The following is a 25,836-nucleotide window of genomic DNA, read 5'->3' on the forward strand; positions in this document are numbered from 1 at the left end:
GACCGGCACCCCACGACGAGACTCGGGGGCATGGACGCTTCCCGTACCCGCCGGATCCCGCGTACGGCCGCCGCGCTCGGCTCCTGCTGTCTCGCCCTGCTCTGCGGCTGCTCCGCCGCCGGCTCCCCGGCCGGGGACCCCTCGACCGCACGGGCGGCGGCCGTCCCCGCGGCGGCGTCCGATCTGCAGAGCCAGTACCAGAGGGTGATCAAGGACGTCCTGCCGTCGGTGGTGCAGATCCAGGCCACCAAGGACCTGGGATCCGGCGTGGTCTACGACGGTGACGGACACATCGTCACCAACGCGCATGTCGTCCAGGGCGAGAAGAAGTTCAAGGTGACGACCGCCAACAGCGAGGAACCGCTCACCGCGACGCTCGTCTACTCCTACCCCGAGCAGGACCTGGCGGTGCTCAGGCTCGACAAGAAGCCTGACGGGCTGAAGGCGGCGTCCTTCGGGGACACCGAGAAGGTCGAGGTCGGGCAGATCACGCTGGCCATGGGCTCGCCGCTCGGGCTGTCGTCCAGCGTGACCGAGGGCATCGTGTCGGCGACCGGACGGACCGTCAGCGAGAACCAGGAGGGCGGCGGCACCGGCGCCACCATCCCGAACATGGTGCAGACGTCGGCCGCGATCAACCCCGGCAACAGCGGCGGCGCCCTGGTCAACCTGGACGGCCAGGTCATCGGCATCCCGACGCTGGCCGCGAGCGATCCGGACCTGGGCGGCAGCGCGGCGCCCGGGATCGGGTTCGCCATCCCGGGGTCGATGGTGAAGACGGTCGCCGACCAGATCATCAAGCAGGGCAAGGTCACGGACTCGGGGCGGGCCGCGCTCGGCATCAGCGGGCGCACCGTCGTCGACGTGAACTACCAGCCCGCCGGGGTGGCCGTCGTGACGGTGAAGCCCAGGGACGCGGCGGACAAGGCCGGCATCCGGGCCGGGGACATCATCACCGGGCTGGGCGGCGAGCACGTCACCACCATCACCTCACTGGCGGAGTCGCTCGCCGCGGACCGGCCGGGGCAGAAGACGACGGTGACCTACAGCCGGGAGGACGTCGAACGGACCGTGGACGTGACCCTGGGAGAGCAGTGACGGCGGGGCGGCCCCGTCGGGAGCCGCCCCTGACCGGCACCTCTCAGGACTCGTTCGCGTGCAGGCTCATCGGGCCGTAGATCTCGGTGGCGTCCTCGTAGAGCCGCACCTGGTCGGCGCCGCCGGCCAGCAGGTCCTTCCACTGCTCGCCGATCCAGGACTCGGCGTCGCCCTGGGTGGTGAACTCCTCTGGCTCCACCGCGGGCTGGACCTCCGTCCCGTCGGCCTTCTCGAACCGCCACGTCCATGCCGCCATGTAGGCCTCCTTTGATCCAACTGGTGCATCGTATAAGCGGGGCGACGAAAACTCTGCTGGTTGCGGGCTCGACTCCGGGCCGATGGCCGGAGCGGGAACCGTCGGGACGGGTGAGAATCGGTCCGTGGAAGTGACTTTGCTCGGTACCGGTGCCCCCGCGGGCCTGCCCCGCCCGGACTGTCCCTGCGCGGCCTGTGCCCGTGCCGTCGGGGAGGACGCCAGGGCGGCCGCCTCGGTGCTCGTGGACGGCACGCTGCTGCTCGATCTGACGCCGGGCGTGGCGTTCGCGGCGGCGCGGGCCGGACGGTCCCTCACCGGGGTGCGGCAGGTGCTGCTGTCGCATCCGCACGACGGGCCCGCCGTCGAGGTGCCGGCCGGGCTGCCGCAGCCGGTACGGGTGCCGGACGGCCGGGAGTTGACGCTGCTGACCGGGCACCGGGTGCGGGCGCTGGCGATGGACGCGGGCGGCACCGGGTACGCGGTGACCGGTCCCGACGGGCAGCGGATGCTGTACCTGCCGCCGGGCGGCGCGCCGGCCGGGCTGGAGAACGGCGGCTCGGAGTCGTACGACATGGCGCTCCTGGACGTCGTGGGACGGCCCGACGCGCTGGCGCGGCTGCGGGCGGTGGGCGCGGTGGGTCCGGCCACCGACGTCGTCGCCGTCCATCTCGGCCACGACGTGCCGCCGGGACCGGAGACACGGCGGCGGCTGGCGGCGGCCGGGGCGCGGGCGGTGCCGGACGGCACGACGCTGACGGTCGGGGTGTACGAGGAGGTGCCCGACGTGCCGCGCCGGACGCTGGTGCTGGGCGGGGCGAGGTCCGGCAAGTCCGTGGAGGCCGAACGGCGGCTGGAGTCCTTCCCCGACGTGCTCTACGTCGCCACGGGCGGGACCCGCGGCGGGGACACCGAGTGGGCGGCCCGGGTGGCGGTGCACCGGGACCGGCGGCCGGGTTCGTGGCGTACGACCGAGACGTGCGACCTGGTGCCGTTGCTGGCGCAGGACGGGCCGCCGCTGCTGGTGGACTGCCTGTCGCTGTGGCTGACGGACGCGATGGACGCCGTCGGGGCGTGGGACGACACGGAGTGGGCGTCGGGCGGCGAGAAGGCGCTGCGGGAGCGGGTGCGGGAGCTGACGGAGGCGGTGCGCTCGACCCGGCGGACGGTCGTCGCCGTCTCCAACGAGGTGGGCTCGGGCATCGTCCCGGCCACGGCGTCGGGACGCCGCTACCGGGACGAACTGGGCCGCCTGAACACGGCGTTCGCGGCCGAGTGCGAACAGGTGGTGCTGGTGGTGGCCGGCCAGGCGCTGGTGCTGAGGTAGGAGCGCCCGGTGCCGGGCCGGGGCCGTCAGCGCGTCTTCCTCGCGATGATCCGGTGGCCGTTGGAGAAGGGTGTGCGGCGCAGCAGCGGGGCCAGCAGGTGGTCGACGGCCGCGGCGGCGGCCACCAGCGGGGCCGTCGCGCGCAGCGCCCGCCGGGGCAGCAGGCGGCCCAGCAGCAGCGCGAGCGCCGCGGAGATGTCGTAGGGGATGTGCGGCGCGCCGCGGTCGGCCCGCAGGATCTCGCAGCCCTGCGCCTCCAGTTCCGCCCGCAGGTTGGCGGGCGGCAGCAGGTGCAGGTGGCGGGGCTGGCCGTGCGGGACCCACCACTTGCCGAGCAGGGTGCCGTAGGCGCTGCGCGGGTCGGCGGTGTCGATCAGGAGGTGGCCGCCGGGCCGCAGCACCGCGAGCGCCGCGCGGAGTTCGGCGCGCGGGTCGGGGGCGTGTTCGAGGTGCCGGAACATGCTGACGACGTCGTAGCGGGCGCGCAGCCGGGCCTGCATGTCGGGTGCGGTCAGGTGGCCGCAGTGGGCCTCCTCGACGTGTCCGTCGGCCTGGGCCCACACCACGCGCAGGGTCGAGTCCAGGCCGTCGAACGACGTGTACGCGAAGAGTTCCCTGGCCGCGCGCGGGAAGTGGGCGCGGCCGGTCCCGACGTCCAGCCAGCTCTCCGGCTCCGTCAGCGCCAGCACCGCGCGGGCGGCGGCGCGGTGTCTGCGGCGGCCGGCGCGGGTGGCGAGCAGGCGGTCCGCGTGGTCCTCCAGGCGGCCCTGGTAGTGGTCCCGGTGGTGGAAGACGAACCCCTCGGCGGTCAGGCGCGGGTTCTGGAAGGCGTGGCCGCAGTCGCGGCACTCGTCGACGGCGAAGGTGCCGGGCCGGCGGTGCTGGAGGTCGGGCGTGCGCAGCCGGGTGCGCAGGCGCCGGGAGCCGCACCAGGGGCAGTCCGCGCGGCGCGGTTCGTGGAACCGGTCGGCGCCCGGCAGGAGTTCGGGTGTGGGCGGCATCGGCGGCTCCCTGTGCTCCCAGTAGGCAATCCACTGCAAAATGGAACGTATGGGATACGGATCTTGCCTGCCAAGACGCCGTGCGGGTGTGGTGGCGATCTGGCACCGAACCGTTCGTGCGGTGCCGGTACTGTTCGGCGAATGAGCTCGCTTAATCTCGACGACTTCACCGATCTGATCGAGCGCCCCGACGGCGGCGTGCGCCGTGACGCGGAGGCCCGCCGGGAGCGGCTGGTCGTGCCGCCCGGGGCGCTGGGCCGCCTCGACGACCTGGGCGAGTGGCTGGCCGCCGCGCAGGGGTGCGTGCCGGTACGGCCGGTCGAACGGCCGCGGGTCCTGCTCTTCGCCGGTGACCACGGCGTCGCCGAACTCGGCGTCTCGGCGCGGCCCGCGGGCACCGCCGACGTGCTGGTGCGGGCGGTCCTCGCCGGGGCCAGCCCGGTGGCGGTGCTGGCGCGGCGGCTCGGGGTGCCGCTGCGGATCGTCGACATGGCCCTCGACTGCGACCCGCAGGCGCTGCCCGCGGAGGTCGTGTCGCACCGGGTGCGGCGCGGCAGCGGCCGGATCGACGTCGAGGACGCGCTCACCCCGGAGGAGGCCGAGACCGCCTTCCGGGCGGGGATGGCGCTGGCGGACGGCGAGGCCGACTCGGGGACCGATCTGGTGGTGCTCGGCGACGTGAGCGTCGGCGGGACCACGGCGGCCTGCGTCCTGATCGCGGCGCTGTGCGGGACCGACGCGTCCGTGGTGACCGGACGGGGCGGGCTCGCCATCGACGACCTGGCGTGGATGCGCAAGTGCGCGGCGATCCGGGACGCGCTGCGGCGGGCCCGGCCGGTGCTCGGTGACCAGGTGCAGCTGCTGGCGGCGGTCGGCGGGGCCGATCTCGCGGCGATGACCGGCTTCCTGCTGCAGGCGGCGGTCCGCAAGCTGCCGGTGGTGCTGGACGGGGTGGTGACGGCCGCGTGCGCGCTGGTCGCGCAGCGGATCGCGTTCCGGGCGCCGGACTGGTGGCTGGCCGGCCACGACAGCGGCGAGCCGGGCCAGGCGAAGGCGCTGGACCGGATGGCCCTGGAGCCCCTGCTGGCCCAGGGCGTGACGGTGGGTGAGGGAGCGGGGGCGCTGCTGGCCCTCCCGCTGGTGCGCTCCGCCGCGGCGCTGGCGGCCGAACTCCCCGAGCGCGCCGGGGAAGAGGCGGCCGGGGTGTCGGAGGACAAGCCGGAGGAGTAGCGGTGTCACCGGCGACGGTGAGGCCCGTGCGTGTGACGGCGTTCACCGCGAGAGCGCCCATATGATCCATCTCCATGGGAGATGTCCGGATTGCCGTTGAACGGTGGCGGGCCGTCGGGGTTTCCCGGCGGGCCGCCGCCTCCGCCGTGTGGTACCTGCGGGCCGTCGCCTTCGTCAACTTCCTCAGCGCGGTGTGGGTGTCGCTGGGGCAGGACGTGCGGCGGCACAACCAGGAGGACTTCTTCACGCCGTACCTGCTGACGGCGGGCTTCGCCTCCGGCGTGTTCACCGCGTTCCTCGCGATCACGATGCGGCGGCGCAAGCGGGCCGCCTGGATCCTCAACCTCGTGCTGAGCGGCCTGTTCCTCGCGCTGTTCGCGTTCGCCATGGCGTTCCCGGAGATCCGGCGCTACCCGCAGAACTGGGTCTCGATCGCGCTGACCGCCGCCTTCGTGGCCGCGCTGCTCGCCGGCCGCCGGGAGTTCTACGCCAAGGGCGACCGGGCGAACCCGCGGCTCGCCGCGACCGTCGCCGTCGGCGGCGGCCTGCTCGCCTCGCTGCTCGCCGCCCTCCTGGTGACCGTCACCAACCAGGCTCCGCACGCGGCCCGTTCGACGTTCGCGGAACGCTGGCACTACGGCACCCTGCGCCTGGTCTCGGTCTCCGCCGACCCGTCCCGGTTCCCGTACATCGCGCCGCCCAACTGGGTGAACGTCTCCGTCAACGTGCTGAGCACGCTGCTCGTCCTCGCCGTCCTGTACGCCGCGTTCCGCTCCCGCCGTGCCGTCGACCCGCTCACCGAGGACGACGAGAAGCGGCTGCGGGAGCTGCTGGAGCGGCACGGCGAACGGGACTCGCTCGGGTACTTCGCGCTGCGCCGGGAGAAGAGCGTCGTGTGGTCGCCGACCGGGAAGGCGGCGGTGGCCTACCGGGTGGTGGGCGGGGTCAGCCTCGCGTCCGGGGACCCGATCGGGGATCCGGAGGCCTGGCCGGGCGCGATCGTGCCGTGGCTGGAGGAGGCCAGGGCGCACGGCTGGATCCCGGCGGTGATGGGGGCGGGCGAGGAGGCCGGGACCGTCTACGCGCGGCACGGGCTGGACGCGCTGGAACTCGGCGACGAGGCGATCGTCGACGTCGCCGAGTTCACGCTGGAGGGACGGGCCATGCGGACCGTCCGGCAGGCCCACAACCGGGTCGGCCGCGCGGGCTACTCGGTGCGGGTCCGCCGCCACGAGGACATCCCCGCCGACGAGATGGCGCACCTGCTGCGCCGCGCCGACGACTGGCGGGACGGCGCCACCGAGCGCGGGTTCAGCATGGCGCTGGGACGGCTCGGCGACGGCCGGGACGGGCGGTGCGTGATGCTGGAGTGCACGGACGGGGACGGCCGGCTGCGGGCGCTGCTGTCGTTCGTGCCGTGGGGACCCGGCGGGCTCTCCCTCGACCTGATGCGGCGGGACCGGGACTCCGACAACGGGCTGATGGAGTTCATGGTCATCGAGCTGCTGCGGCGGGCCGGGGAGATCCGGATCACGCAGGTCTCGCTCAACTTCGCGATGTTCCGGTCGGTCTTCGAACGCGGTGCGCGGCTCGGCGCCGGACCGGTGCTGCGGCTGTGGAGGTCCCTGCTGAGCTTCTTCTCCCGGTGGTGGCAGATCGAGTCGCTGTACCGGGCCAACGCGAAGTACCGCCCGATCTGGGAACCGCGGTTCCTGCTCTTCGAGAAGACCGCGGACCTGCCGCGCATCGGCCTCGCGTCGGCGCGCGCGGAGGGGTTCCTGGGGGCCGTGCCGGCGGTGCCGGTGCTCGCGGGGCGGCTGCGCCGGCGGCACCTGGACACCGACCGGGACGCGCGCGGATGAGGACCGCCGGATGAGGCCGCTCGCCCGCTGGGCCCGTGCCGAGTGGGGTCTGCTGTACGCCACCGTGCGCGGCCCGCTGGCGAAGCGGCGGCTGCGGGCGGTGCCGATGTCGGTGGCGGCGGTCTGCCTGACGGCGCTGCTGCAGTTCGTCCAGAACCAGTCGTGGGGCTACCGGTTCGTGCAGGACGTCGGCAGCGTCCGCGCGGCGGATCCGCTCTGGACGGCCCTGCGGCGCACTCCGCTGTCGCTGTTCGTGCCGGCGCTGGACCTGCCGGTGTGGGGCGCGCTGGCGCAGATCCTGGTCGTGTTCGGCATCGCGGAGGTGTGCCTGGGCTGGTGGCGGACGCTCACCGTCGCGTACGTCGCGACCCTCGCCGGCACCCTGTACGCCCGCGCCGGCATCGCGCTGGGACCGCGGCATCCGCTGGGGCTGCCCGCCTCGGACGCGTGGGTGGTGGACACCGGCCCCTCGGCCGCGGTCGTCGGGCTCGCGGTGGTGCTGGGATGGCGGTACGGCGCGTACGCCACCGTGGGCGTGGTGGCGGCGGCGATGGTGGCCGAGGTCGTGCTGAAGGACAACCTCGCGGGCAAGGAGCACCTGGCGGCGATCGCGAGCGTGCTGGCGCTGGGCGCGACGGTGGTCGCGGCGCGGCGGCTGGCCCGCCGCCGGCGTCAGCGGCGGCCGGGCAGCCGGGCCGGTTCCGGGCGGTCGGGCTTGCCGCCGATCCAGTCCTGAAGGGTTCTGCTCAACCGGGCCCACCGGCGGTCGTGGTGGTAGGCGCGCAGTTCGGCCCTGGCGCGGGCGCGCGGGCGGCCGGGGTAGAAGCGGCGGGCCCAGGGCGAGCCGGGCCGGGCCAGCCGGACCGCGCCGACGAGGCCCACGAACGGCACGACCGCGCCGAAGATCGCGAGCCGCGTCTTGCCCTTGCTCAGGGCGACGAGCGAGAAGAAGAAGTTCGCCACGACGTTGGCGATGACGGCGCCGCGGTCCTGGAGTTCGTCGGCCGAGATGTCGTTGACGCCGAACGGCGAGAACCCGGCGAGCAGCAGTCCGACCATCGCGGCGGTGATGACGACGACCTCGACGCTCTGCCGGCCCTCCTCGGTCCAGTAGACGTCGTCCAGGTGCAGGATCAGCGCGAACTCGTCGAGGACCAGCCCTGCGCCGACGCCGAAGACGACCGCGGCGAGGGCGGCGCCGAAGCCCTGCCGGCCCCCGGCGACGGCGCCGAACCCGCCGATGACGACGAGGACGACGCCCGGGACCACGTGGTGGATGTGCAGCCCGCCCGCCTTCACGTTGCCGAACGGGCCCTTCCCGGCGCGGATCAGCCGGGTGATGACCCGTGTGATCACGAAGGTCAGGACGAAGGCGGCCAGCGCGAGCAGCAGGGGCAGTTTGCCCGGCTCGACGATGTTCCGCTCCAGCCAATGTCCCATGTGCGCACTTTATCCCCGGCCGTGGGAAGGGCCCCGCCGACCACCGGGTAGCCTGCGCCGGTGGCTGCGACCTCTGCGACTTCCTGGCGTGACGGCCTCCGCTTCGCCTTCGGCACGCTGACCGTGTTCCCCGTGCAGGTGACCCGCTGGGACCGCGAGGCCGCCCGCGGCGGCATGCTGCTCGCACCGCTGGCCGGACTCGCCGTCGGGCTCTGCGCGGGTGCGGTCGGCGCGCTGCTGGTGCTGGCCGGGGCGAGTGCGCTGGTGGCCGCGGTGGCCGCGGTGGCGGTACCGGCCGTGCTGACCCGGGGGCTGCACCTGGACGGGCTCGCCGACACCGCCGACGCCCTCGGCAGCGGCAAGCCCGCCGAGGAAGCGCTGCGCATCATGAAGCAGTCGGACATCGGGCCGTTCGGTGTGATCACGCTCGTGCTCGTCCTGCTCGGCCAGGTGGCCGCGCTGGCCCAGGCCTTCGGCGGCTCGTGGCAGCGGGGGCTGCTGACCGCGGTCGTCGCGGCGGCGGTGGCCCGGCTGGCCATGACCCTGGCCGCGGTGCGCGGTGTGCCCGCCGCCCGGCCCGAGGGGCTGGGGGCGGCGGTGGCCGGGGTGGTGCCGAAGGCCTGGGCGTCGGCGGCCACCGTCGTGGTGATGGTGGCGGCGGCGGGGGCCGGGGCGCTGGTGGGACCGGGCGACAGTCTGCGGGCGCTGCTCGCGGTGGTGGCGGCGGAGGCGGCGACGGACGTGCTGCTGCGGCTGTGCCGGCGGCGGTTCGGCGGAGTGACGGGGGACGTCTTCGGATGTCTCGCCGAGACGGCGGCGACCACCGCGCTCGTGGTGCTCTGCATCGGGGGCTGAACGCGCCCCGCGCGGACGCCTCCCGGGCCGGAAGTGGCCTTGACGCCACCCCTAGGTGAACACCCGAAGGAATGAGCGAACGCAGGCACACGCGTAGTCTCGTCCCGGGTGTTCGCCGACAGGGTGAAGGCCCCGGTGACAACGCGACCCGAGGCCACTGCCTAGGGTCGCTTCCCGGGCCCGGTCGACCCACCCACTCGGCCACTGCAACTCAACATCGGAAGCGAGATTTCACCACCGTGACTGCTCTCACTCTCAGCACCTCAGCGGCGCCCGGCCTCCGGGCCGACGCGATCGTGATCGGTGTCGCCAAGGGCGCCAAGGGCCCGGTCGTAGCACCGGGCGCCGAGGCCGTGGACAACGCCTACGACGGCAAGCTCGCCGGCGTCCTGGAGACCCTCGGTGCCTCGGGTGCCGAGGGCGAACTGACCAAGCTGCCCGCCCCGGCAGGTTTCAAGTCCGCGCTCGTCATCGCGGTCGGCCTGGGCACCGTGCCCGACGACGGCACCGGTTACGGCGCCGAGGCGCTGCGCCGGGCGGCCGGTGTCGCCGCCCGCACCCTGGGCGGCGCGAAGAAGGCGGCCTTCGCGCTGCCCGTCGAGGACGCGGCGGCCGTCGGCGCGATCGCCGAGGGCGTGCTGCTCGGCGCCTACTCCTTCGACGTCTACAAGGACAACGGCTCCACCGCCAAGGCGAAGGCCGACAAGGCGCCGCTCGCCGAGGCCACGCTGCTCGGCGGCAAGCCGCGGGACGCGGCCCACAAGGCGGCCCTGGCCCGCGCCACCGCGGTCTCCGAGGAGCTGAACCGCGCCCGCGACCTGATCAACACCCCGCCGAACGACCTCACTCCGGCCGCGTTCGCCGCGATCGCGCAGCGCGCGGCCAAGGAGCACGGCCTCAAGATCCAGGTCCTGGACGACAAGGCGCTCGCCAAGGACGGCTACGGCGGCATCCTCGGCGTCGGCGGCGGCTCGGCCGCGACCCCGCGCCTGGTGAAGCTGTCGTACACGAGCCCCGGCGCCGACAAGCACCTCGCCTTCGTCGGCAAGGGCATCACCTACGACTCGGGCGGCATCTCGCTCAAGCCGGCCGGGCACAACGAGACGATGAAGTGCGACATGAGCGGCGCCGCGGCGGTCTTCGCGGCCGTCGTCTCGGCCGCGCGGCTCGGCCTCGAGGTCAACGTGACCGGGTGGCTGGCGCTCGCCGAGAACATGCCGTCCGGCTCGGCCGTGCGCCCCGGTGACGTGCTGCGCATGTACAGCGGCAAGACGGTCGAGGTCCTGAACACGGACGCCGAGGGCCGGCTGGTGCTGGCCGACGCGCTGTGGGCGGCGTCGGCGGAGAACCCGGACGCGATCGTCGACGTGGCGACGCTGACCGGCGCGATGATGCTGGCGCTGGGCAGCCGCACGTTCGGGATCATGGCCAACGACGACGCGTTCCGCTCGGCGATCCACGAGGCCGCCGAGGAGGTCGGCGAGCCGGCGTGGCCGATGCCGCTGCCGGAGCACCTGCGCAAGGGCATGGACTCCCCCACCGCGGACATCGCGAACATGGGCGAGCGCATGGGCGGCGGCCTGGTCGCCGGTCTGTTCCTGCGGGAGTTCGTGGGCGAGGGGATCACCTGGGCGCACCTGGACATCGCCGGGCCCGCGTTCAACGAGGGCGGCGCGTTCGGTTACACGCCCAAGGGCGGCACGGGGTCCGCGGTGCGGACGCTGGTGCGGCTGGCGGAGCTGACCGCCGAGGGCGACCTCGGCTGACGTCGGCTTTTGTGGGACGGGACCTCGCACGCGGGTAGGGCGGGGTCCCGTCGCCCACCGTCCCGGTCCGTTCCGTCGCGGGGCGGGTGCGGGCCGGCGGGGGTCTCCCGCACGGTTCCCCGCGCCCCTCGGGGGGCGTCGCGTGTGGTGTCTCACACCCCGGCCCGGCGTCTCGTTCACCGCAGACAAGTGCGAAGATGGGGCTCGGCAGGACAGGGCCCCCACCACAGGGCCGAAGAAGAGCGGCCGGACACCAGCCGCCGCGCGGTCACCGTTGACCGGCGTACGGCGCACATGCATGGAGGACGTGACGTGGCGAACGACGCCAGCACCGTTTTCGACCTAGTGATCCTCGGCGGTGGTAGTGGCGGTTACGCCGCGGCCCTGCGCGGGGCGCAGCTGGGCCTGGACGTCGCCCTGATCGAGAAGGACAAGGTCGGCGGTACCTGCCTGCACCGGGGTTGCATCCCCACCAAGGCCCTGCTGCACGCGGGCGAGATCGCCGACCAGGCCCGCGAGAGCGAGCAGTTCGGTGTCAAGGCCACCTTCGAGGGCATCGACGTGCCGGCCGTGCACAAGTACAAGGACGGCGTGATCGCCGGTCTGTACAAGGGCCTGCAGGGTCTGATCGCGTCCCGCAAGGTGACGTACATCGAGGGCACGGGACGGCTGTCCTCCCCGACCTCCGTCGACGTGAACGGCCAGCGCATCCAGGGCCGCCACGTCCTCCTCGCGACCGGCTCCGTGCCGAAGTCGCTGCCCGGCCTGGAGATCGACGGCAACCGCATCATCTCCTCCGACCACGCCCTCGTCCTGGACCGCGTGCCGAAGTCCGCGATCATCCTGGGCGGCGGGGTCATCGGCGTCGAGTTCGCCTCCGCCTGGAAGTCCTTCGGTTCCGACGTCACCGTCGTCGAGGGCCTCAAGCACCTCGTGCCGGTCGAGGACGAGAACTCCTCCAAGCTTCTCGAGCGCGCGTTCCGCAAGCGCGGCATCAAGTTCAGCCTGGGCACCTTCTTCTCGAAGGCCGAGTACACCGCCGACGGCGTCAAGGTCACCCTCGCCGACGGCAAGGAGTTCGAGGCCGAGGTGCTGCTCGTCGCCGTCGGCCGCGGCCCGGTCTCGGCCGGCCTCGGCTACGAGGAGCAGGGCGTCGCGATGGACCGCGGCTACGTCCTGGTCGACGAGTACATGCGCACGAACGTCCCGACCGTCTCCGCCGTCGGTGACCTGGTCCCGACCCTCCAGCTCGCGCACGTCGGCTTCGCCGAGGGCATCCTGGTGGCGGAGCGTCTGGCGGGTCTGAAGACCGTCCCGATCGACTACGACGGTGTCCCCCGGGTCACGTACTGCCACCCGGAGGTCGCCTCCGTGGGTATCACCGAGGCCAAGGCCAAGGAGATCTACGGCGCGGACAAGGTCGTCGCCCTGAAGTACAACCTGGCGGGCAACGGCAAGAGCAAGATCCTCAACACCGCGGGCGAGATCAAGCTCGTCCAGGTGAAGGACGGTGCCGTGGTCGGCGTCCACATGGTCGGCGACCGCATGGGCGAGCAGGTCGGCGAGGCCCAGCTGATCTACAACTGGGAGGCGCTGCCCGCCGAGGTCGCCCAGCTCATCCACGCCCACCCGACGCAGAACGAGGCGATGGGCGAGGCCCACCTGGCCCTGGCCGGCAAGCCGCTGCACTCGCACGACTGACCCTCGGTCGACACACGCGACGACTCAGACTTCCGCAATTTCGTAAGGAGCAACCGAAACCATGGCGGTTTCCGTAACCCTTCCGGCGCTCGGCGAGAGCGTCACCGAGGGCACCGTCACCCGCTGGCTGAAGGCCGAGGGTGAGCGCGTCGAGGCCGACGAGCCGCTGCTCGAGGTCTCGACCGACAAGGTCGACACCGAGATCCCGGCCCCCGCCTCGGGCGTGCTGGCCTCGATCAAGGTCGCCGAGGACGAGACCGTCGAGGTGGGCGCCGAGCTGGCGATCATCGACGACGGCACCGGCGCGCCCGCCCCCGCCGCTCCGGCCCCGGCCGCCGAGCCGACCCCGGCTCCGGCCCCCGCCGCCGAGGCCCCCGCGGCCGAGGCCCCGGCCGCTCCCGCCCCGGCCCCCGCCGCCGAGGCGCCGGCCGGTGGCGCCTCGGGCACGGACGTGGTGCTGCCCGCGCTCGGTGAGTCCGTCACCGAGGGCACCGTCACCCGCTGGCTGAAGTCGGTCGGCGAGGAGGTCGCGGAGGACGAGCCGCTGCTCGAGGTCTCCACCGACAAGGTCGACACCGAGATCCCCGCCCCGGTCGCCGGTGTGCTGCTGGAGATCGTGGTCGGCGAGGACGAGACCGCCGAGGTCGGCGCCAAGCTCGCCGTCATCGGTGCCCCGGGTGCCGCTCCGGCGGCCGCTCCGGCCCCCGCCGCCCCGGCTCCGGCGCCCGCCGCCGAGACCCCGGCGCCCGCCCCGGCCGCCCCCGCGGCCCCGGCGCCCGCTCCCGAGCCCACCCCGGCCCCGGCGGCTCCGGCCCCGGCCGCCGCCGCTCCGGCTCCGGCCGCCCCGGCCCCCGCGCCGGCCGCTCCGGCTCCGGTCACCCCGGCCGCGGCTCCGGCCGCCGCGTCCCCGGCGGACGAGGGCGCCTACGTCACCCCGCTGGTGCGCAAGCTCGCCGCCGAGAACGGCGTCGACCTGGGTGCCGTCAAGGGCACGGGTGTCGGCGGCCGTATCCGCAAGCAGGACGTGCTCGCCGCCGCGGAGGCCGCCAAGGCCGCCGCTCCGGCTCCCGCGGCCGCCGCCCCGGCCGCCGCCGCCGCGAAGAAGACCCCCGCGCTGGAGGTCTCCCCGCTGCGTGGCCAGACCGTCAAGATGCCCCGCATCCGCAAGGTCATCGGCGACAACATGGTCAAGGCGCTGCACGAGCAGGCGCAGCTGTCCTCGGTCGTCGAGGTCGACGTCACGCGCCTGATGCGGCTGCGTGCCCAGGCCAAGGACTCCTTCGCCGCGCGCGAGGGCGTCAAGCTCTCCCCGATGCCGTTCTTCGTGAAGGCGGCGGCCCAGGCGCTGAAGGCCCACCCGGCCATCAACGCCCGGATCAACGTCGAAGAGGGCACGATCACCTACTTCGACACCGAGAACGTCGGTATCGCGGTGGACTCGGAGAAGGGCCTGATGACCCCGGTCATCAAGCACGCCGGCGACCTCAACATCGCCGGTATCGCCAAGGCCACGGCCGATCTGGCCGGCAAGGTCCGCGCCAACAAGATCACCCCGGACGAGCTGTCCGGCGCGACCTTCACCATCTCCAACACCGGCTCGCGCGGCGCGCTGTTCGACACGATCATCGTGCCGCCGAACCAGGTCGCGATCCTCGGCATCGGTGCCACGGTCAAGCGTCCGGCCGTCATCGAGACGGAGGAGGGCACGGTCATCGGCGTCCGCGACATGACGTACCTGACCCTGTCCTACGACCACCGCCTGGTGGACGGCGCCGACGCGGCCCGCTACCTGACGGCCGTCAAGGCGATCCTGGAGGCCGGCGAGTTCGAGGTCGAGCTCGGTCTCTGATCCCCTTCGGGTTCCACGGTGCCCCGTCCGGACTGATCCGGGCGGGGCACCGTCGTGTTCCCGGGGCTTTGGACCGCCGGGCACGGCCTTCGGCGGGCCGGGATCACCGCAGCCCAGGAGCGTCTTCGCGCACCCCGGCGGCGGCCGGCCCGCGCCGGTCGCACCGGGTCCCGGGCTTTACGGATCCCGTCCGGCGGGCAGCGTGTAAGTCTCGTCTCACCTGCGCGAAAGCGCCCCCGTGCGCCTCTCCCGACAGGCGGTCCGGCCGTATTGTCTAAACGTCAACGCCCTTAAGGAGCTCCCATGACCGCGCCCGTCGTCCACTCGCTGCGCGAACAGATCCGCGAGCACATCGTGGAGGGAATCGTCAGCGGGCGCTGGAAGCCGGGCGAGCGGATCGTGGAGCGGCGGATCGCCACCGAACTGGAGGTCAGCCAGACGCCGGTGCGCGAGGCCCTGCGGGAGCTGGAGTCGCTGCGGCTGATCGAGTCCGCGCCGAACAAGGGCGTGCGGGTGCGGAACCTGACGGCGGCCGACCTGGAGGAGAGCTACCCGGTGCGGGCGGGCCTGGAGGCGATCGCGGCGGAGCTGGCGGCCGACCGGCTGGCGGCGGACTGCTCGGCGCTCGAACCGCACGTCACGGCGCTGTACGAGGCCGACAGGAACGCCGACGGCACGGGGCAGGTCCGGCACACGGTCGGCTTCCACCGCGAGCTGGTGCGGGCGGCCGGCAACTCGGTGCTGCTGCACACCTGGGAGGGCCTGGGCATCGAGGTGTTCACGGCGCTGTCGATCCGCTGGCTGGGCACGGTGCAGCAGTCCTACGCCGAGGAGCACGAGGAGCTGGTGGCCGCCTTCCGGCGCCGCGACCCGAGGATCCCGGAGATCGTGAAGGCCCACGTCCTCGGCTGCGCCCCCCGGCCCTGAGCCGCCGATGTGTCACGGTGAGTGCCGCGGCACCCGGGCCGACACACGAGCGGCCCCCCGCTCACACACCGCCTCACCTGCGTAAACGCCGATCCGATCACGTCACCGGGTGCCATGGCCGGAGGCACGCCGTGCCGACTTTCTTCATTTCGAGAAGTTTTGCCCCTGAACCCTTTGATCGATCATCGATCAGGGAGTTATTGTCGCCGACGGGCCCGCACCCGGGCCCGCCGCCCTGTCCTGCCAAAGACCTAGGGCACCCCCGAACCCTTGCCGATGAGGGAACCCCCTTCGACTGAGGAAGGCGGCGACATGACCGACCCCAACGCCATCCAGCCGAGCGCGCTCGACCAGCTCCCCGACCGGGATCCGGAGGAGACCGCCGAATGGCGGGCCTCACTGGACGCCGTGACCAGGGAGGCCGGGCCGCACCGTGCCGCGTACCTGATGCGACGCACGCTGGAGCGCGCCGAGGCGGGCGGCATCGCGCTGCCGAAGCTCCTCGAGACCGACTACGTCAACACCATCCCCACCGGCGCCGAGGCGGCGATCCCCGGCGACGAGGAGATGGAGCGGAAGATCACCGCGTGGAACCGCTGGAACGCGGCCGCGATGGTCACCCGCGGCAGCAAGCACGGCGTCGGCGGCCACATCGCCACCTTCGCCTCCGCGGCCTGGCTCTACGAGACCGGCTTCAACCACTTCTTCAAGGGCAAGGAGGGCGACGGGAGCGGCGACCAGCTCTACATCCAGGGCCACGCCTCCCCGGGCATCTACGCCCGCGCCTTCCTCGACGGCCGCCTGACCGAGGCGCACCTCGACCACTTCCGCCAGGAGTCCGGCGGCAACGGCCTCCCGTCGTACCCGCACCCGCGCCGGCTGCCCTGGCTGTGGGAGTTCCCGACCGTCAGCATGGGCCTCGGCCCGCTCTCGGCGATCTACCAGGCCCGCTTCAACCGGTACCTGACCGCGCGCGGCATCAAGGACGTCTCGTCCTCGCACGTGTGGGCGTTCCTCGGTGACGGCGAGATGGACGAGCCGGAGTCCACGGCCGCCCTCGCACTCGCCTCCCGCGAGGGCCTGGACAACCTGACCTTCGTCATCAACTGCAACCTGCAGCGCCTCGACGGCCCGGTGCGCGCCAACTTCAAGATCGTGCAGGAGCTGGAGGCCCAGTTCCGCGGCGCCGGCTGGAACGTCGTCAAGTCGCTGTGGGGCAACGCCTGGGACGAGCTGTTCGCGCTCGACACCACCGGCGCGCTGGTACGCCGCCTGCGCGAGGTACCCGACGCGCAGGTGCAGACGTACCAGACCCGCGACGCCGCCTACATCCGCGCCGACTTCTTCGGCAAGGACCCGGCGCTCGCCGAGATGGCGAAGCTGCTGAGCGACGACAAGATCACCGAGTGCTTCCACCTCTCCCGCGGCGGTCACGAGGCGCGCAAGGTGTTCGCGGCCTACAAGGCGGCGCTGGCCCACAAGGGCGCCCCGACCGTGATCCTCGCCCAGACCGTCAAGGGCCACACCCTCGGCAGCGGCTTCGCGTCGAAGAACGCCAACCACCAGATGAAGAAGCTCACGGTGGACGAGTTCAAGACGATGCGCGACCTGCTCGAACTGCCCATCGCGGACAGCGCCTTCGCCGACGGCCAGGTGCCCTACGGCCACCCCGGCGCCGACTCCCCCGAGGTGCGCTACCTCCAGGAGCGCCGCGCGGCCCTCGGCGGCCCGGCCCCGGCCCGCCGCACCCACGCCCTGGCCCCGCTGCCGGCCCCCGCCGACAAGGCCTTCGCCTCCTTCGACAAGGGCTCCGGCTCGCAGAACGTGGCGACCACGATGGCCTTCGTCCGGCTCGTCAAGGACCTGGTCCGCGACAAGGAGACGGGCCGCCGCTGGGTGCCGATCGTCCCCGACGAGGCGCGCACCTTCGGCATGGAGAGCCTGTTCCCGTCGCTCGGGATCTACTCCCCCAAGGGCCAGACGTACGAGCCGGTCGACCGCGACCAGCTGATGTACTACAAGGAGGCCAAGAACGGCCAGATCCTCAACGAGGGGATCACCGAGGCCGGTTCGATGGCCGACTTCATCGCCGCGTCCACCGCGTACGCGACGCACGGCGAGGCGATGATCCCGTTCTACATCTTCTACTCGATGTTCGGCTGGCAGCGCACCGCCGACCAGATGTGGCAGCTCGGCGACCAGCTCGGCCGCGGCTTCCTGGTCGGCGCGACCGCCGGCCGCACCACGCTGACGGGCGAGGGCCTGCAGCACGCCGACGGCCACTCCCCGGTCATCGCCGCGACCAACCCGGCCGCGCTCTCCTACGACCCGGCATTCGCCTACGAGATCGCGGCGATCGTCAAGGACGGTCTGCGCCGCATGTACGGCGAGGCCGCCCCGGGCGAGGACCAGGACGTCTTCTACTACCTGACCGTCTACAACGAGCCGCTGCCGCAGCCCGCGAAGCCGGCCGGGCCCGGCGTCGACGAGGGCATCGTCAAGGGCCTGTACCGCTTCAACACCGCGGAGTCGGCCGGGCTGACGGTGGTGGCCAACGCCCCGCGCATCCAGCTGCTCGGCTCCGGCACGGCGATCCACTGGGCGCTGAAGGCGCAGCGGCTGCTCGCCGAGGAGTGGGGCGTGGCGGCCGACGTCTGGTCCGCCACCTCCTGGACGGAGCTGCGCCGTGACGCCATGGCGGCGGACGCGGCCCTGCTGCGCGGCGAGGAGCGGATCCCGTTCGTCCGCCGGGCGCTGCAGGGCGCCGAGGGTCCGGTGCTGGCCGTCTCCGACTACATGCGCCAGGTCCCGGACCAGATCGCGCAGTGGGTCGAGCAGGACTACTCCTCCCTGGGCGCCGACGGCTTCGGTCTCTCCGACACCCGGGACGCGGCCCGCCGCCACTTCGGCGTCGACGCCGAGTCGGTCGTCGTCGCGGCCCTGGCCCAGCTGGCCAGGCGCGGCGAGGTCAAGGCGACCGCGGTGAAGGAGGCCCGGGAGAAGTACGGGCTGTAGGCACCACCGGGATCCGGTGCGGAGGAAGGGGCACGGCCGCGGCCGTGCCCCTTCGCCGTGACCGGGCCCGGTCCGCCCGCGGGCCCCGGCATGATGAGGTCATGCGCGCCGCCCGACTCATCAAGATGGTGCTCCTGCTCCAGTCCCGGTCCGCGATGACCGCCGGTGAACTGGCCGCCGAGCTGGAGGTGTCCGAGCGGACCGTGATGCGCGACGCGCAGGCCCTGTCGGAGGCGGGGGTGCCGGTCTACGCGGACCGGGGCCGGGCGGGCGGGTACCGGCTGGTCGGCGGCTACCGGACGGGGCTGACGGGGCTCGGGCGCAGCGAGGCGGAGGCGCTGTTCCTGAGCGGGGTGCCCGGGGCGCTGCGGGACATGGGGCTGGCGGACGCGGCCAGTGCCGCCCGGCTGAAGGTGTCCGCCGCGCTGATGCCCTCGCTGCGCGACGCCTCCCGGACCGCGGCCCAGCGGTTCCATCTGGATGCGCCGGGCTGGTTCGCGGAGCCCGCGACGCCCGCGCTGCTGCCTGCGCTCGCCGACGCGGTGTGGGACGACCGCCGGGTGGTCGCGCGCTACCGGCGCGGCGAGTCGGAGGTGCGGCGGGAACTGGAGCCGTACGGGCTCGTGCTGAAGGCCGGCGTCTGGTACCTGTGCGCGCGGGTCGCGGAGACCGACTCCTACCGGGTGTACCGGATCGACCGGTTCACCTCGGTCGAGGCGGGCCAGGAGCGGTTCGCGCGGGACGAGGAGTTCGACCTGCCGGGGTTCTGGGACCGGCGGGCGGAGCAGTTCGCGCGGTCCATCCTGCATGCCGAGGCGGTGGTGCGGCTGTCGGCAGTCGGCCTGCGCAGGCTGGCGTACACCGTCGATCCGGTCACCGCGCGGCAGGCGCTCGCGGGCGCGGGTGCCCCGGACGCGCGGGGGTGGGTGACGGTGACCCTTCCGGTGGAGAGCGAGGAGGTCGCGCACGGTCAGCTCACCGCGCTCGGACCGGAGGCGGAGGTGCTCGCGCCGCCGGGGCTGCGGGCCCGTTTCGCGGCGGACGCCCGGCGGCTGGCGGGGCTGTACCCGCCGGCGGGCGACGCCGGATAACAATCCGCGTCACTCCGCGTGCGCCCCCGGCGCACAGGCACGATGCTGGACCCGTGATGGACGAGACGGAGTTCTGGGAGCTGGTCGACAGCACCCGCGCGGCCGCCGAGGGTGACCCGGAGGACCAGGCGGACCTGCTCGTGGACCGGCTGCTCCAGCTGGACCCGGACATGGTGCTGGACTTCGCCCGTCACTTCGAGGCCCGCTACAACCGTGCCTACAGCTGGGATCTGTGGGGCGCGGCGTGGGTGCTGCTCGACGGGGCCAGCGACGACGCGTTCGACTTCTTCCGGTGCTGGCTGATCGGCCAGGGCCGGGAGGTCTTCGAGGGCGCCCTGCACGACCCGGACGGGCTGGCGGAGCTGCTGGGCGACTTCGACGAGGAGATCGACGGCGACGGCGAGGAACTCGGCTACGCGGCGGACGAGGCGTACGAGCAGCTCACCGGGACCGTGGCCCCGGACCTCGGCATCGCCCCCGCGCCCAGCGAACCGGACGGCGCACCGGTCGACTTCGAGAACGAACGCGCCCTCGCGGAACGCTTCCCCAGGCTCTGGGACCGCTTCAAGGAGTGAGGCCGGGCCGCGCGGCGACCGCGTGGTGCAGCGGCGCCGCGCCGGCCCGGTCGAGGGCGGACGCGGTGACCGCGGCCGGGCCGAGGACGACCGTCACGACCGCGCACGCCACGGCCCACGGCCCGCGCGCCGACCTGGTCCGACCGTCCTTCCGCGCGCTCCCCTTGCTGTGCGCACGGGCTTCGCCGCGCCTGCTGTCCATGGTCCCCGCCTCCGTCGGTCCGTGTCGTCCATGACGCCGGGGCGCGGGGATCGCGGCGGCCTGCGTGCCGCCTGTGGCGTTCCTGTGGACGCGCTCGCGGACGGGTCCACGGGTGTCCTCAGGGCTTGCGGGGTGCTTCGAGGGGGCCGGGCAGGGGCGGCGCCTTGCGGAGCGCGCCCGGGGCCGTCGGGGCCGGCGTCCCGACGGGGCCTCCGGACGCGGCGGGGCCTTCGGACACGGCGGTTCCTCCGGACGGGGTCACGGCGGCAGGTCCGGACGGGGGTGCCGTGGCGGTGCCCGGTGGGATCGCCACGGCGGTGCCCGGCGCGGTCGCCGTCGCGGTACCCGGCGGCGGGGCCGTGGGGGCGGTCGCCGCGGGCGCCGTGGGAGCGGTCGGCCGGGCTGCCGTGGGCGGCGGTGCCTGCGGGGCCCTGCCCTGGAGGCGGGCCGCGGCCTCCCTGATCTCCGGGAGGCGGTCGATGAGCGCGGCGCCGGGGCAGTTGGTGCGGTAGCCGTCCTGATGGGCGGCCACGGCGGGCAGCGCGACGACGGTGCCCAGCCGGTACCTACTGCGCCCGTTGCTGGAGACCAGCCGGGCGCTGGTGCGCGGGTCGACGTCGGCCAGGCCGAGTTTCCAGGCGGCGACGGCGGCGATCGAGTCGGCCATGGCGCGCGGCACGGGCACCCCGGCGGTGAAGGTGCCGAGGGCGGCGATGCCTGCGGTGCGGTGGTTGAAGCCCTGCGTGTGCGCGCCGACGACCGCCCGTTCGGTGCCGCCCGCCCGGCCCTCGTAGATGGTGCCGCAGCGGTCGACGAGGAAGTTGTAGCCGATGTCGTCCCAGGCCCGGTCACCGGTCTGGCCGCTGTACAGGCGCCGGATGATCTCGGGCACCTGGGCGCAGGAGTAGCCGTTGGGCGAGTCGGTGTGGTGCACGAAGACGGCGACCACCTTGTCGTCGTAGCGCGGCGGCGGCTGGGTGCGGCGGACGGTGGCGTCCAGCCAGACCGAGCGCGGCACGATGGGCGGCCGGGGCGCCCGGAACCGGCCCTCGGGGCTGGCGGGCGCGGGCGCTGCCAGGTGGACGGCGACGGAGTGGTCGGCGCCCGGGGCGCACAGCACCACCACGAGGGCGGCGGCGAGGCCGGGCACGCAGCCGAGCAGCGCCAGGACGGCGATCCGGGTGCGCCGCCCGGCTCTGGGGAAGACACGCATGGCACCCACTCTCGGGTTGATCCACCGCGTCCGCGATGTGTGCTGTGCCACCTGGTGGAACCATCGTCCCGGTCTAAGGCGTTTCAGTGGGTACACGCACGCGTGGCCGGTTCCCGAGGTTCCCGCGCGCGGGAACTGATCAATGGACCTGTCCCGGCCGTATGAAGAGGGCACCGAGAGAAAGGCGGCTCCGTGGACCTGCTCGACCTGGTGCTCGTACTGGTGGTCCTCGTCTACGCGGCGTCCGGTTACCGGCGCGGGCTGGTGGCCGGCTGCGTGTCGCTGGCCGGGTTCGTGGGCGGCGCCGTCATCGGCGTGTGGGCGCTGCCGTGGGTGATGGACCTGGTCACCCGCGGGACCGCGACGGCGACGGTGGTCGCGGTGCTGACGGTGCTGGTGCCCGGGGTGGTCGGGCACGAGCTGGCCGGGCGGCTGGCGCTGCGGCTGCGCCGCGAGCTGGACCAGGGGCCGCTGCGGGTGGCCGACGGGATCGGCGGCGCGGCGGCGAACTCGGTGGCGGTCCTGATCGTGGCCTGGGTGGCGGCCAGCGTGCTCGGCGCGTCCTCGTCCCCCGCGGTGGCGCAGGCGATCCAGGGCTCCCGGCTGCTCGGCGCGGTGCAGGACACCATGCCGGACACCACGCCCGCCTGGTTCGCGCGGGCCACCTCCGCGCTCACGGAGGCCGGCTTCCCGCAGGTCTTCAACCCGTTCGAGAACGAGTCGACGGCCCGGGTCGCCAGACCCACGGGCGACAGCGTCACCGCCGCCGCCACCGAGGCGGCCAAGCGCAGCACGGTCAAGATCGAGGGCGTCTCGGGCAGCCAGGGCCGCGAGGGCAGCGGGTTCGTGTACGCGCCGGAGCACGTGATGACCAACGCCCACGTGGTCGCCGGCATCTCCGACCCGAGCGTACGGATCGGCGGGGTCGGGACGTCGTACGAGGCGCAGGTCGTGCTCTTCGACCCGGACCGCGACGTGGCGGTGCTGTACGTGCCGCAGCTGCGGGCGCCGCTGCTGCGGTTCGACACCGGTGCGGCCCGCGGCGACTCGGCGGTGGTCGCCGGCTATCCGCAGGACGGCGATCTGAACCTGCAGGCGGCCACGGTGGCCGCCCGGGTGCCGGCCACCGGCCGGAACATCTACAACGACGCCACCGTGACCCGGGAGATCTACTCGGTCCGCTCCACGGTCCGCCCCGGCAACTCCGGCGGGCCGCTGCTGACCACCCGCGGCGAGGTGTACGGCGTGGTCTTCGCCCGCTCCACGTCGGACGACGAGACGGGATACGTCCTGACGGCCGACGAGGTGGCCTCGGACGCCACCCGCGGGGCGGGGGCGACGGCGCCGGTGGACACCGGCGAGCTGATCACGTCCTGACCGTCACAGCGCCCGGCCCATGATCACGTCGTCGACGTACTCGCCGCCGAGCAGGAACTCCCCCGGCAGCACGCCCTCGACGGCGAAGCCCTCGGACTCGTAGAGCCTGCGGGCCGGGCCGTTGTGCCCGAGGACACCGAGCCGGATCCGGCTGGCGCCGCGCCGGCGGGCCTCCGCCATCACCGCCCGCAGCAGCGCCCTGGCGACCCCGCGGCCGCGGGCCTCCTCGGCGACGGCGAGGCCCTGGATCTGCCGGACGTGCGCGTTGGAGGCCACGTTGTAGGCGAACCCGAGGCGGATGTAGCCGACGATGCGCCGGTCCACCTCGGCGACCAGGGTGTCCTCGGGGGCGTGCCGCTCGTCGAAGAAGGGGTCGTACGGCGGCTGCGGCTCGGGCAGTACGGCGTGCTGGTACGACCAGGTGGCGCCGTCCAGTGCGCGCAGTTCCTGGTCGTCGTCGGGCAGGGCGGTGCGTATGTACGGTTCCGGCATGTGGTCACCCTAAGTCCGGCGGCCCCCGGGTCCCGGGTGTTTTCCGGCGCCGCTGCGGCCATGCTGGACCCATGGAACGCTCTCGTATCGCGGTGGCCGGCGCGTCCGGTCTGATCGGCAAGGCCCTGGTGGACTCCCTGCGGGCCGACGGGCACGAGGTGGTGCGCCTGGTGCGGCGCGCGGCCGACGGCCCCGGCGAGGTCTGCTGGGACCCCGAGGGGCAGTACGTCGACACGGCCGGACTGGCCGGCTGCGACGCGGTGGTGAACCTCGCCGGGGCCGGGATCGGCGACCGCCGCTGGACGGACGCCTACAAGCGGCGGATCCGGGACAGCCGGGTCCTCGGCACGGCGGCGCTCGCGAAGGCGGTGGCCGCCCTGGACGAGCCGCCGCGGGTGTTCGTGAGCGGCAGCGCGATGGGTTTCTACGGCGAGACGGGCGACCGGGCCGTCGACGAGGACGCCCCGGCCGGGGACGGTTTCCTGCCGTCGCTGTGCGTGGAGTGGGAGGAGGCGGCGGCCCCGGCCAGGGAGGCCGGCGTCCGGACGGTGTTCGTGCGCACGGGACTGGTGGTGGCCCGCGGCGGCGGGGCGTGGGGCCGGCTGTTCCCGCTGTTCAAGGCGGGGCTCGGCGGCCGGCTGGGCGACGGGCGGCAGTACTGGTCGTTCATCGCGCTGCACGACGAGGTGGCCGCGATCAGGTTCCTGCTGGACACCGACGGCCTGGAGGGGCCCTTCAACCTCACGGCGCCGGAGCCCCTGACGAACCGTGAGATCACCGCGGCCATGGCCCGGGTGCTGCACCGCCCGGCCCTGTTCCCGGTGCCCGCCGCGGCGCTCCAGGTGGCGCTCGGCGAGATGGCCGGGGACGTGCTGGGCAGTCAACGCGTGGTGCCCAAGCGGCTGCTGGAGTCGGGGTTCACCTTCGCGTTCCCGGGCATCGAGGACGCGATCCGTGCGGCCTGACCACCTGCGTGACCGTATGCGACCGGTGTGCGACCGTGCCCTGTTCATGCGCGACTGCCCTTGACCGATCACCGTCCTAACCTCGACCCGAACTCGGGTATCCCCGGAGCCGGTTGGGGGCATCACGTCTCCACCGGACGCGCAATCGAGGAGGGGCCTCGTGCTTGAGCCCGCGTACCAGGCGGACGTCGTCATCGTGGGAGCCGGCGTCGCCGGACTCTCCGCGGCTCATCGGCTGAACAGCGCAGGAGTAACGACCGCGGTCCTGGAGGCCGCCCCCTACGTCGGCGGCCGCATGTCGACCGAGAAGGTCGACGGCTTCCGGCTCGACCGGATGGGGCAGCTCCTGTCCACGTCCTATCCGGAGCTACGGTCGGGACCCGGACTGGACGCCCTGGTTCTGCGCCGGTTCGCGCCCGGCGTGCTGCTGCATCGCGACGGGCGCCGGCACCGGGCCGGCGCCCCGGCGGGTGGAGGAAGCGCGAGGGGCGCACTGTACGCCGTGCGCGCCCTGGCAAGCGCCCCCAGGAACGGCTCGGCGGTGTCGCCGGCGCGCGGCGCCGCACCGATGGGCGGCGCGGTCGACCAGGCCCGGCTGGGCGCGGCGCTGGGCCGGATCGCCACCACCCCGGTGAACCGCATCCTCGCCCGTCCCGAACTCCCGGCCGGGCGCGCCCTCGCGGAGCGCGGGATACCGGCTCGCACGGTCGACGGCTTCCTGCGCCCGCTGCTCGCGGCCCTGCTCTGCGACCCGGAGCTCTCCACGTCCAGCCGGTGCGCGGACCTCGCCCTGAGGTCCTTCGCGAGCGGGCGGCTGTGCGTGCCGGAGGGCGGCGCCGAGGTCCTCCCCGAGCTCCTCGCCCGCGCCCTGCCGCCCGGCACGGTCCACACGGGCGTCCGGGTCACCGCGGTCTCGACGACGTCCGTGACGACCGCCGAGCACGGCGAGATCCGCTGCCGGGCGGTCCTGCTGGCGACGGACGCACGGGCCGCGGCCGCGCTGCTGCCGGGGCTGCGCGTGCCGGACTTCCACGAGGTCACGGTGGTCCACCACACGACGGACGAGCCGGCCACGCTCACGACCGGGTCCTCGCTCCTCCTCGACGCGGACCGGGGCGGCCCCGTCTCCCACACCTACGTCGTCAGCGGCGTCGACCCGAGCCGCGCTCCGCAGGGCCGCGCGCTGATCTCCTCGACGGTGCTCGGCCCGCCGCCCGCCGACATCGACACGGCGGTGCGCACGCACCTCTCCCGGCTCTACGGCACCTCCACGCACCGCTGGGAGACCCTGGCCGTCCACCACACGCGGGAGGCGATCCCGGCGATGCGTCCCCCGCACGACCTCCGCCGCCCGGTCCGCCTGCTGGCCGGCCTCTACGTCTGCGGCGACCACCGGGACACCAGCACCATCCAGGGAGCCCTGCACTCCGCCCACCGGGCGACGGCGTCGATCCTGACCGACCTGGGCGTCTCCGGCTCCCTGCACACCGCAGAGCCGACCCAGCGCCGAGCGGCCTAGCAAAGAAGTCCCGGCCGAGCGCCCCGTAAGGGGCGCGGGGAACTGCGCGATCGGCCACGACGGCGCCGCACCCGGCAA

General features: G+C 73.8%; 22 protein-coding genes. 16 read left to right on the plus strand and 6 right to left on the minus strand.

Annotated elements, in window-relative coordinates:
- The first annotated feature begins 30 nt into the window (after positions 1-30).
- Positions 31-1,098, plus strand: coding sequence for a trypsin-like peptidase domain-containing protein (locus ACIQOE_RS02085; protein WP_365555178.1), 1,068 nt, complete (start codon positions 31-33; stop codon positions 1,096-1,098).
- Positions 1,099-1,141: 43 nt separating this feature from the next.
- Here ACIQOE_RS02085 and ACIQOE_RS02090 read toward each other — a convergent pair whose 3' ends face one another.
- Entirely contained in the window at positions 1,142-1,354 is a 213-nt protein-coding gene (locus ACIQOE_RS02090) for a hypothetical protein (protein ID WP_351325303.1), read from the minus strand.
- Positions 1,355-1,478: 124 nt separating this feature from the next.
- Here ACIQOE_RS02090 and ACIQOE_RS02095 point away from each other — a divergent pair, with 124 nt between their 5' ends.
- Positions 1,479-2,678 (plus strand): bifunctional adenosylcobinamide kinase/adenosylcobinamide-phosphate guanylyltransferase, encoded by a 1,200-nt coding sequence (locus ACIQOE_RS02095; protein WP_362169653.1) that lies wholly within the window; start codon positions 1,479-1,481, stop codon positions 2,676-2,678.
- A 26-nt stretch (positions 2,679-2,704) separates the two neighbouring features.
- Here the strand turns inward: ACIQOE_RS02095 and ACIQOE_RS02100 are convergent, their stop codons facing one another.
- Positions 2,705-3,679 (minus strand): class I SAM-dependent methyltransferase, encoded by a 975-nt coding sequence (locus tag ACIQOE_RS02100; protein WP_401409030.1) that lies wholly within the window; start codon positions 3,677-3,679, stop codon positions 2,705-2,707.
- Positions 3,680-3,820: 141 nt separating this feature from the next.
- Here ACIQOE_RS02100 and cobT point away from each other — a divergent pair, with 141 nt between their 5' ends.
- The 3 genes from cobT to ACIQOE_RS02115 all read left to right on the plus strand — a co-directional run bounded on the left by cobT (position 3,821) and on the right by ACIQOE_RS02115 (position 7,507).
- Entirely contained in the window at positions 3,821-4,909 is a 1,089-nt protein-coding gene (cobT, locus tag ACIQOE_RS02105) for a nicotinate-nucleotide--dimethylbenzimidazole phosphoribosyltransferase (protein ID WP_401409033.1), read from the plus strand.
- 74 nt (positions 4,910-4,983) lie between these two features.
- Positions 4,984-6,771: a phosphatidylglycerol lysyltransferase domain-containing protein gene (locus tag ACIQOE_RS02110; RefSeq protein WP_351325308.1), complete on the plus strand. Its 1,788-nt coding sequence runs from the start codon at positions 4,984-4,986 to the stop codon at positions 6,769-6,771.
- Between the two features lie 10 nt (positions 6,772-6,781).
- Entirely contained in the window at positions 6,782-7,507 is a 726-nt protein-coding gene (locus ACIQOE_RS02115; RefSeq protein ID WP_365569933.1) for a hypothetical protein, read from the plus strand.
- On the opposite strand, the gene ACIQOE_RS02120 is transcribed toward ACIQOE_RS02115, so the two are convergent.
- The gene (locus ACIQOE_RS02120) at positions 7,444-8,211 is read right to left on the minus strand and encodes a hypothetical protein (RefSeq protein WP_351325311.1); all 768 of its coding nucleotides are present in this window, start codon (positions 8,209-8,211) and stop codon (positions 7,444-7,446) included. The genes ACIQOE_RS02115 and ACIQOE_RS02120 overlap by 64 nt on opposite strands.
- 60 nt (positions 8,212-8,271) lie before the next feature.
- On the opposite strand from ACIQOE_RS02120, the gene ACIQOE_RS02125 reads away from it, so the two are divergent.
- The 8 genes from ACIQOE_RS02125 (at position 8,272) to ACIQOE_RS02160 (ending at position 19,990) form a co-directional block, all read left to right on the plus strand.
- Entirely contained in the window at positions 8,272-9,066 is a 795-nt protein-coding gene (locus tag ACIQOE_RS02125) for an adenosylcobinamide-GDP ribazoletransferase (RefSeq protein ID WP_351325313.1), read from the plus strand.
- A 239-nt stretch (positions 9,067-9,305) separates the two neighbouring features.
- Positions 9,306-10,832, plus strand: coding sequence for a leucyl aminopeptidase (locus ACIQOE_RS02130; protein WP_365555167.1), 1,527 nt, complete (start codon positions 9,306-9,308; stop codon positions 10,830-10,832).
- A gap of 312 nt (positions 10,833-11,144) precedes the next feature.
- A complete protein-coding gene (lpdA, locus tag ACIQOE_RS02135; RefSeq protein ID WP_351325316.1) occupies positions 11,145-12,533 on the plus strand; it encodes a dihydrolipoyl dehydrogenase in 1,389 nt (462 codons plus the stop codon).
- A gap of 61 nt (positions 12,534-12,594) precedes the next feature.
- The gene (gene sucB / locus ACIQOE_RS02140; protein WP_401409040.1) at positions 12,595-14,382 is read left to right on the plus strand and encodes a 2-oxoglutarate dehydrogenase, E2 component, dihydrolipoamide succinyltransferase; all 1,788 of its coding nucleotides are present in this window, start codon (positions 12,595-12,597) and stop codon (positions 14,380-14,382) included.
- Positions 14,383-14,685: 303 nt separating this feature from the next.
- Positions 14,686-15,309 (plus strand): GntR family transcriptional regulator, encoded by a 624-nt coding sequence (locus ACIQOE_RS02145; RefSeq protein WP_351325320.1) that lies wholly within the window; start codon positions 14,686-14,688, stop codon positions 15,307-15,309.
- A gap of 312 nt (positions 15,310-15,621) precedes the next feature.
- On the plus strand, positions 15,622-18,324 hold the full coding sequence (gene aceE, locus ACIQOE_RS02150) for a pyruvate dehydrogenase (acetyl-transferring), homodimeric type (protein ID WP_401409044.1): 2,703 nt from the start codon (positions 15,622-15,624) through the stop codon (positions 18,322-18,324).
- A gap of 101 nt (positions 18,325-18,425) precedes the next feature.
- Positions 18,426-19,415, plus strand: coding sequence for a WYL domain-containing protein (locus ACIQOE_RS02155; protein ID WP_365555162.1), 990 nt, complete (start codon positions 18,426-18,428; stop codon positions 19,413-19,415).
- Between the two features lie 56 nt (positions 19,416-19,471).
- Entirely contained in the window at positions 19,472-19,990 is a 519-nt protein-coding gene (locus ACIQOE_RS02160; protein WP_351325389.1) for a DUF4240 domain-containing protein, read from the plus strand.
- Here ACIQOE_RS02160 and ACIQOE_RS02165 read toward each other — a convergent pair.
- Together ACIQOE_RS02165 and ACIQOE_RS02170 are read right to left on the minus strand one after the other, a co-directional pair.
- Complete coding sequence (locus ACIQOE_RS02165; RefSeq protein ID WP_401409047.1) at positions 19,980-20,192, minus strand: hypothetical protein; 213 nt, start codon at positions 20,190-20,192, stop codon at positions 19,980-19,982. The genes ACIQOE_RS02160 and ACIQOE_RS02165 overlap by 11 nt on opposite strands.
- 118 nt (positions 20,193-20,310) lie before the next feature.
- On the minus strand, positions 20,311-21,405 hold the full coding sequence (locus ACIQOE_RS02170; RefSeq protein WP_399008368.1) for a peptidoglycan recognition protein: 1,095 nt from the start codon (positions 21,403-21,405) through the stop codon (positions 20,311-20,313).
- Positions 21,406-21,597: 192 nt separating this feature from the next.
- On the opposite strand from ACIQOE_RS02170, the gene ACIQOE_RS02175 reads away from it, so the two are divergent.
- Entirely contained in the window at positions 21,598-22,782 is a 1,185-nt protein-coding gene (locus ACIQOE_RS02175) for a MarP family serine protease (protein ID WP_351325326.1), read from the plus strand.
- A 3-nt stretch (positions 22,783-22,785) separates the two neighbouring features.
- Here ACIQOE_RS02175 and ACIQOE_RS02180 read toward each other — a convergent pair whose 3' ends face one another.
- A complete protein-coding gene (locus ACIQOE_RS02180; RefSeq protein ID WP_351325327.1) occupies positions 22,786-23,274 on the minus strand; it encodes a GNAT family N-acetyltransferase in 489 nt (162 codons plus the stop codon).
- Positions 23,275-23,345: 71 nt separating this feature from the next.
- Between ACIQOE_RS02180 and ACIQOE_RS02185 the strand changes: the two genes are divergently transcribed.
- Both ACIQOE_RS02185 and ACIQOE_RS02190 read left to right on the plus strand, forming a co-directional pair.
- Positions 23,346-24,239, plus strand: a complete 894-nt coding sequence (locus tag ACIQOE_RS02185; RefSeq protein WP_365555158.1) for a TIGR01777 family oxidoreductase — start codon at positions 23,346-23,348, stop codon at positions 24,237-24,239.
- A 160-nt stretch (positions 24,240-24,399) separates the two neighbouring features.
- On the plus strand, positions 24,400-25,758 hold the full coding sequence (locus ACIQOE_RS02190) for an NAD(P)/FAD-dependent oxidoreductase (RefSeq protein WP_351325331.1): 1,359 nt from the start codon (positions 24,400-24,402) through the stop codon (positions 25,756-25,758).
- The last annotated feature ends 78 nt before the right edge of the window (positions 25,759-25,836 follow it).

It is taken from the genome of Streptomyces sp. NPDC091282, from assembly GCF_044757385.1.
Taxonomy (GTDB): domain Bacteria; phylum Actinomycetota; class Actinomycetes; order Streptomycetales; family Streptomycetaceae; genus Streptomyces; species Streptomyces gramineus.

Bases quoted from the DNA above. Each gene is read 5' to 3' on its own strand.
- ACIQOE_RS02160 (WP_351325389.1), top strand. From the start codon at position 19,472: ATGGACGAGACGGAGTTCTGGGAGCTGGTCGACAGCACCCGCGCGGCC.
- ACIQOE_RS02185 (WP_365555158.1), top strand. From the start codon at position 23,346: ATGGAACGCTCTCGTATCGCGGTGGCCGGCGCGTCCGGTCTGATCGGC.
- ACIQOE_RS02145 (WP_351325320.1), top strand. From the start codon at position 14,686: ATGACCGCGCCCGTCGTCCACTCGCTGCGCGAACAGATCCGCGAGCAC.
- ACIQOE_RS02085 (WP_365555178.1), top strand. From the start codon at position 31: ATGGACGCTTCCCGTACCCGCCGGATCCCGCGTACGGCCGCCGCGCTC.
- ACIQOE_RS02100 (WP_401409030.1), bottom strand. From the start codon at position 3,679: ATGCCGCCCACACCCGAACTCCTGCCGGGCGCCGACCGGTTCCACGAA.
- cobT (WP_401409033.1), top strand. From the start codon at position 3,821: ATGAGCTCGCTTAATCTCGACGACTTCACCGATCTGATCGAGCGCCCC.
- ACIQOE_RS02170 (WP_399008368.1), bottom strand. From the start codon at position 21,405: ATGCGTGTCTTCCCCAGAGCCGGGCGGCGCACCCGGATCGCCGTCCTG.
- ACIQOE_RS02180 (WP_351325327.1), bottom strand. From the start codon at position 23,274: ATGCCGGAACCGTACATACGCACCGCCCTGCCCGACGACGACCAGGAA.
- aceE (WP_401409044.1), top strand. From the start codon at position 15,622: ATGACCGACCCCAACGCCATCCAGCCGAGCGCGCTCGACCAGCTCCCC.
- ACIQOE_RS02120 (WP_351325311.1), bottom strand. From the start codon at position 8,211: ATGGGACATTGGCTGGAGCGGAACATCGTCGAGCCGGGCAAACTGCCC.
- ACIQOE_RS02165 (WP_401409047.1), bottom strand. From the start codon at position 20,192: ATGGACAGCAGGCGCGGCGAAGCCCGTGCGCACAGCAAGGGGAGCGCG.
- ACIQOE_RS02110 (WP_351325308.1), top strand. From the start codon at position 4,984: ATGGGAGATGTCCGGATTGCCGTTGAACGGTGGCGGGCCGTCGGGGTT.
- sucB (WP_401409040.1), top strand. From the start codon at position 12,595: ATGGCGGTTTCCGTAACCCTTCCGGCGCTCGGCGAGAGCGTCACCGAG.
- ACIQOE_RS02115 (WP_365569933.1), top strand. From the start codon at position 6,782: ATGAGGCCGCTCGCCCGCTGGGCCCGTGCCGAGTGGGGTCTGCTGTAC.
- ACIQOE_RS02090 (WP_351325303.1), bottom strand. From the start codon at position 1,354: ATGGCGGCATGGACGTGGCGGTTCGAGAAGGCCGACGGGACGGAGGTC.
- ACIQOE_RS02155 (WP_365555162.1), top strand. From the start codon at position 18,426: ATGCGCGCCGCCCGACTCATCAAGATGGTGCTCCTGCTCCAGTCCCGG.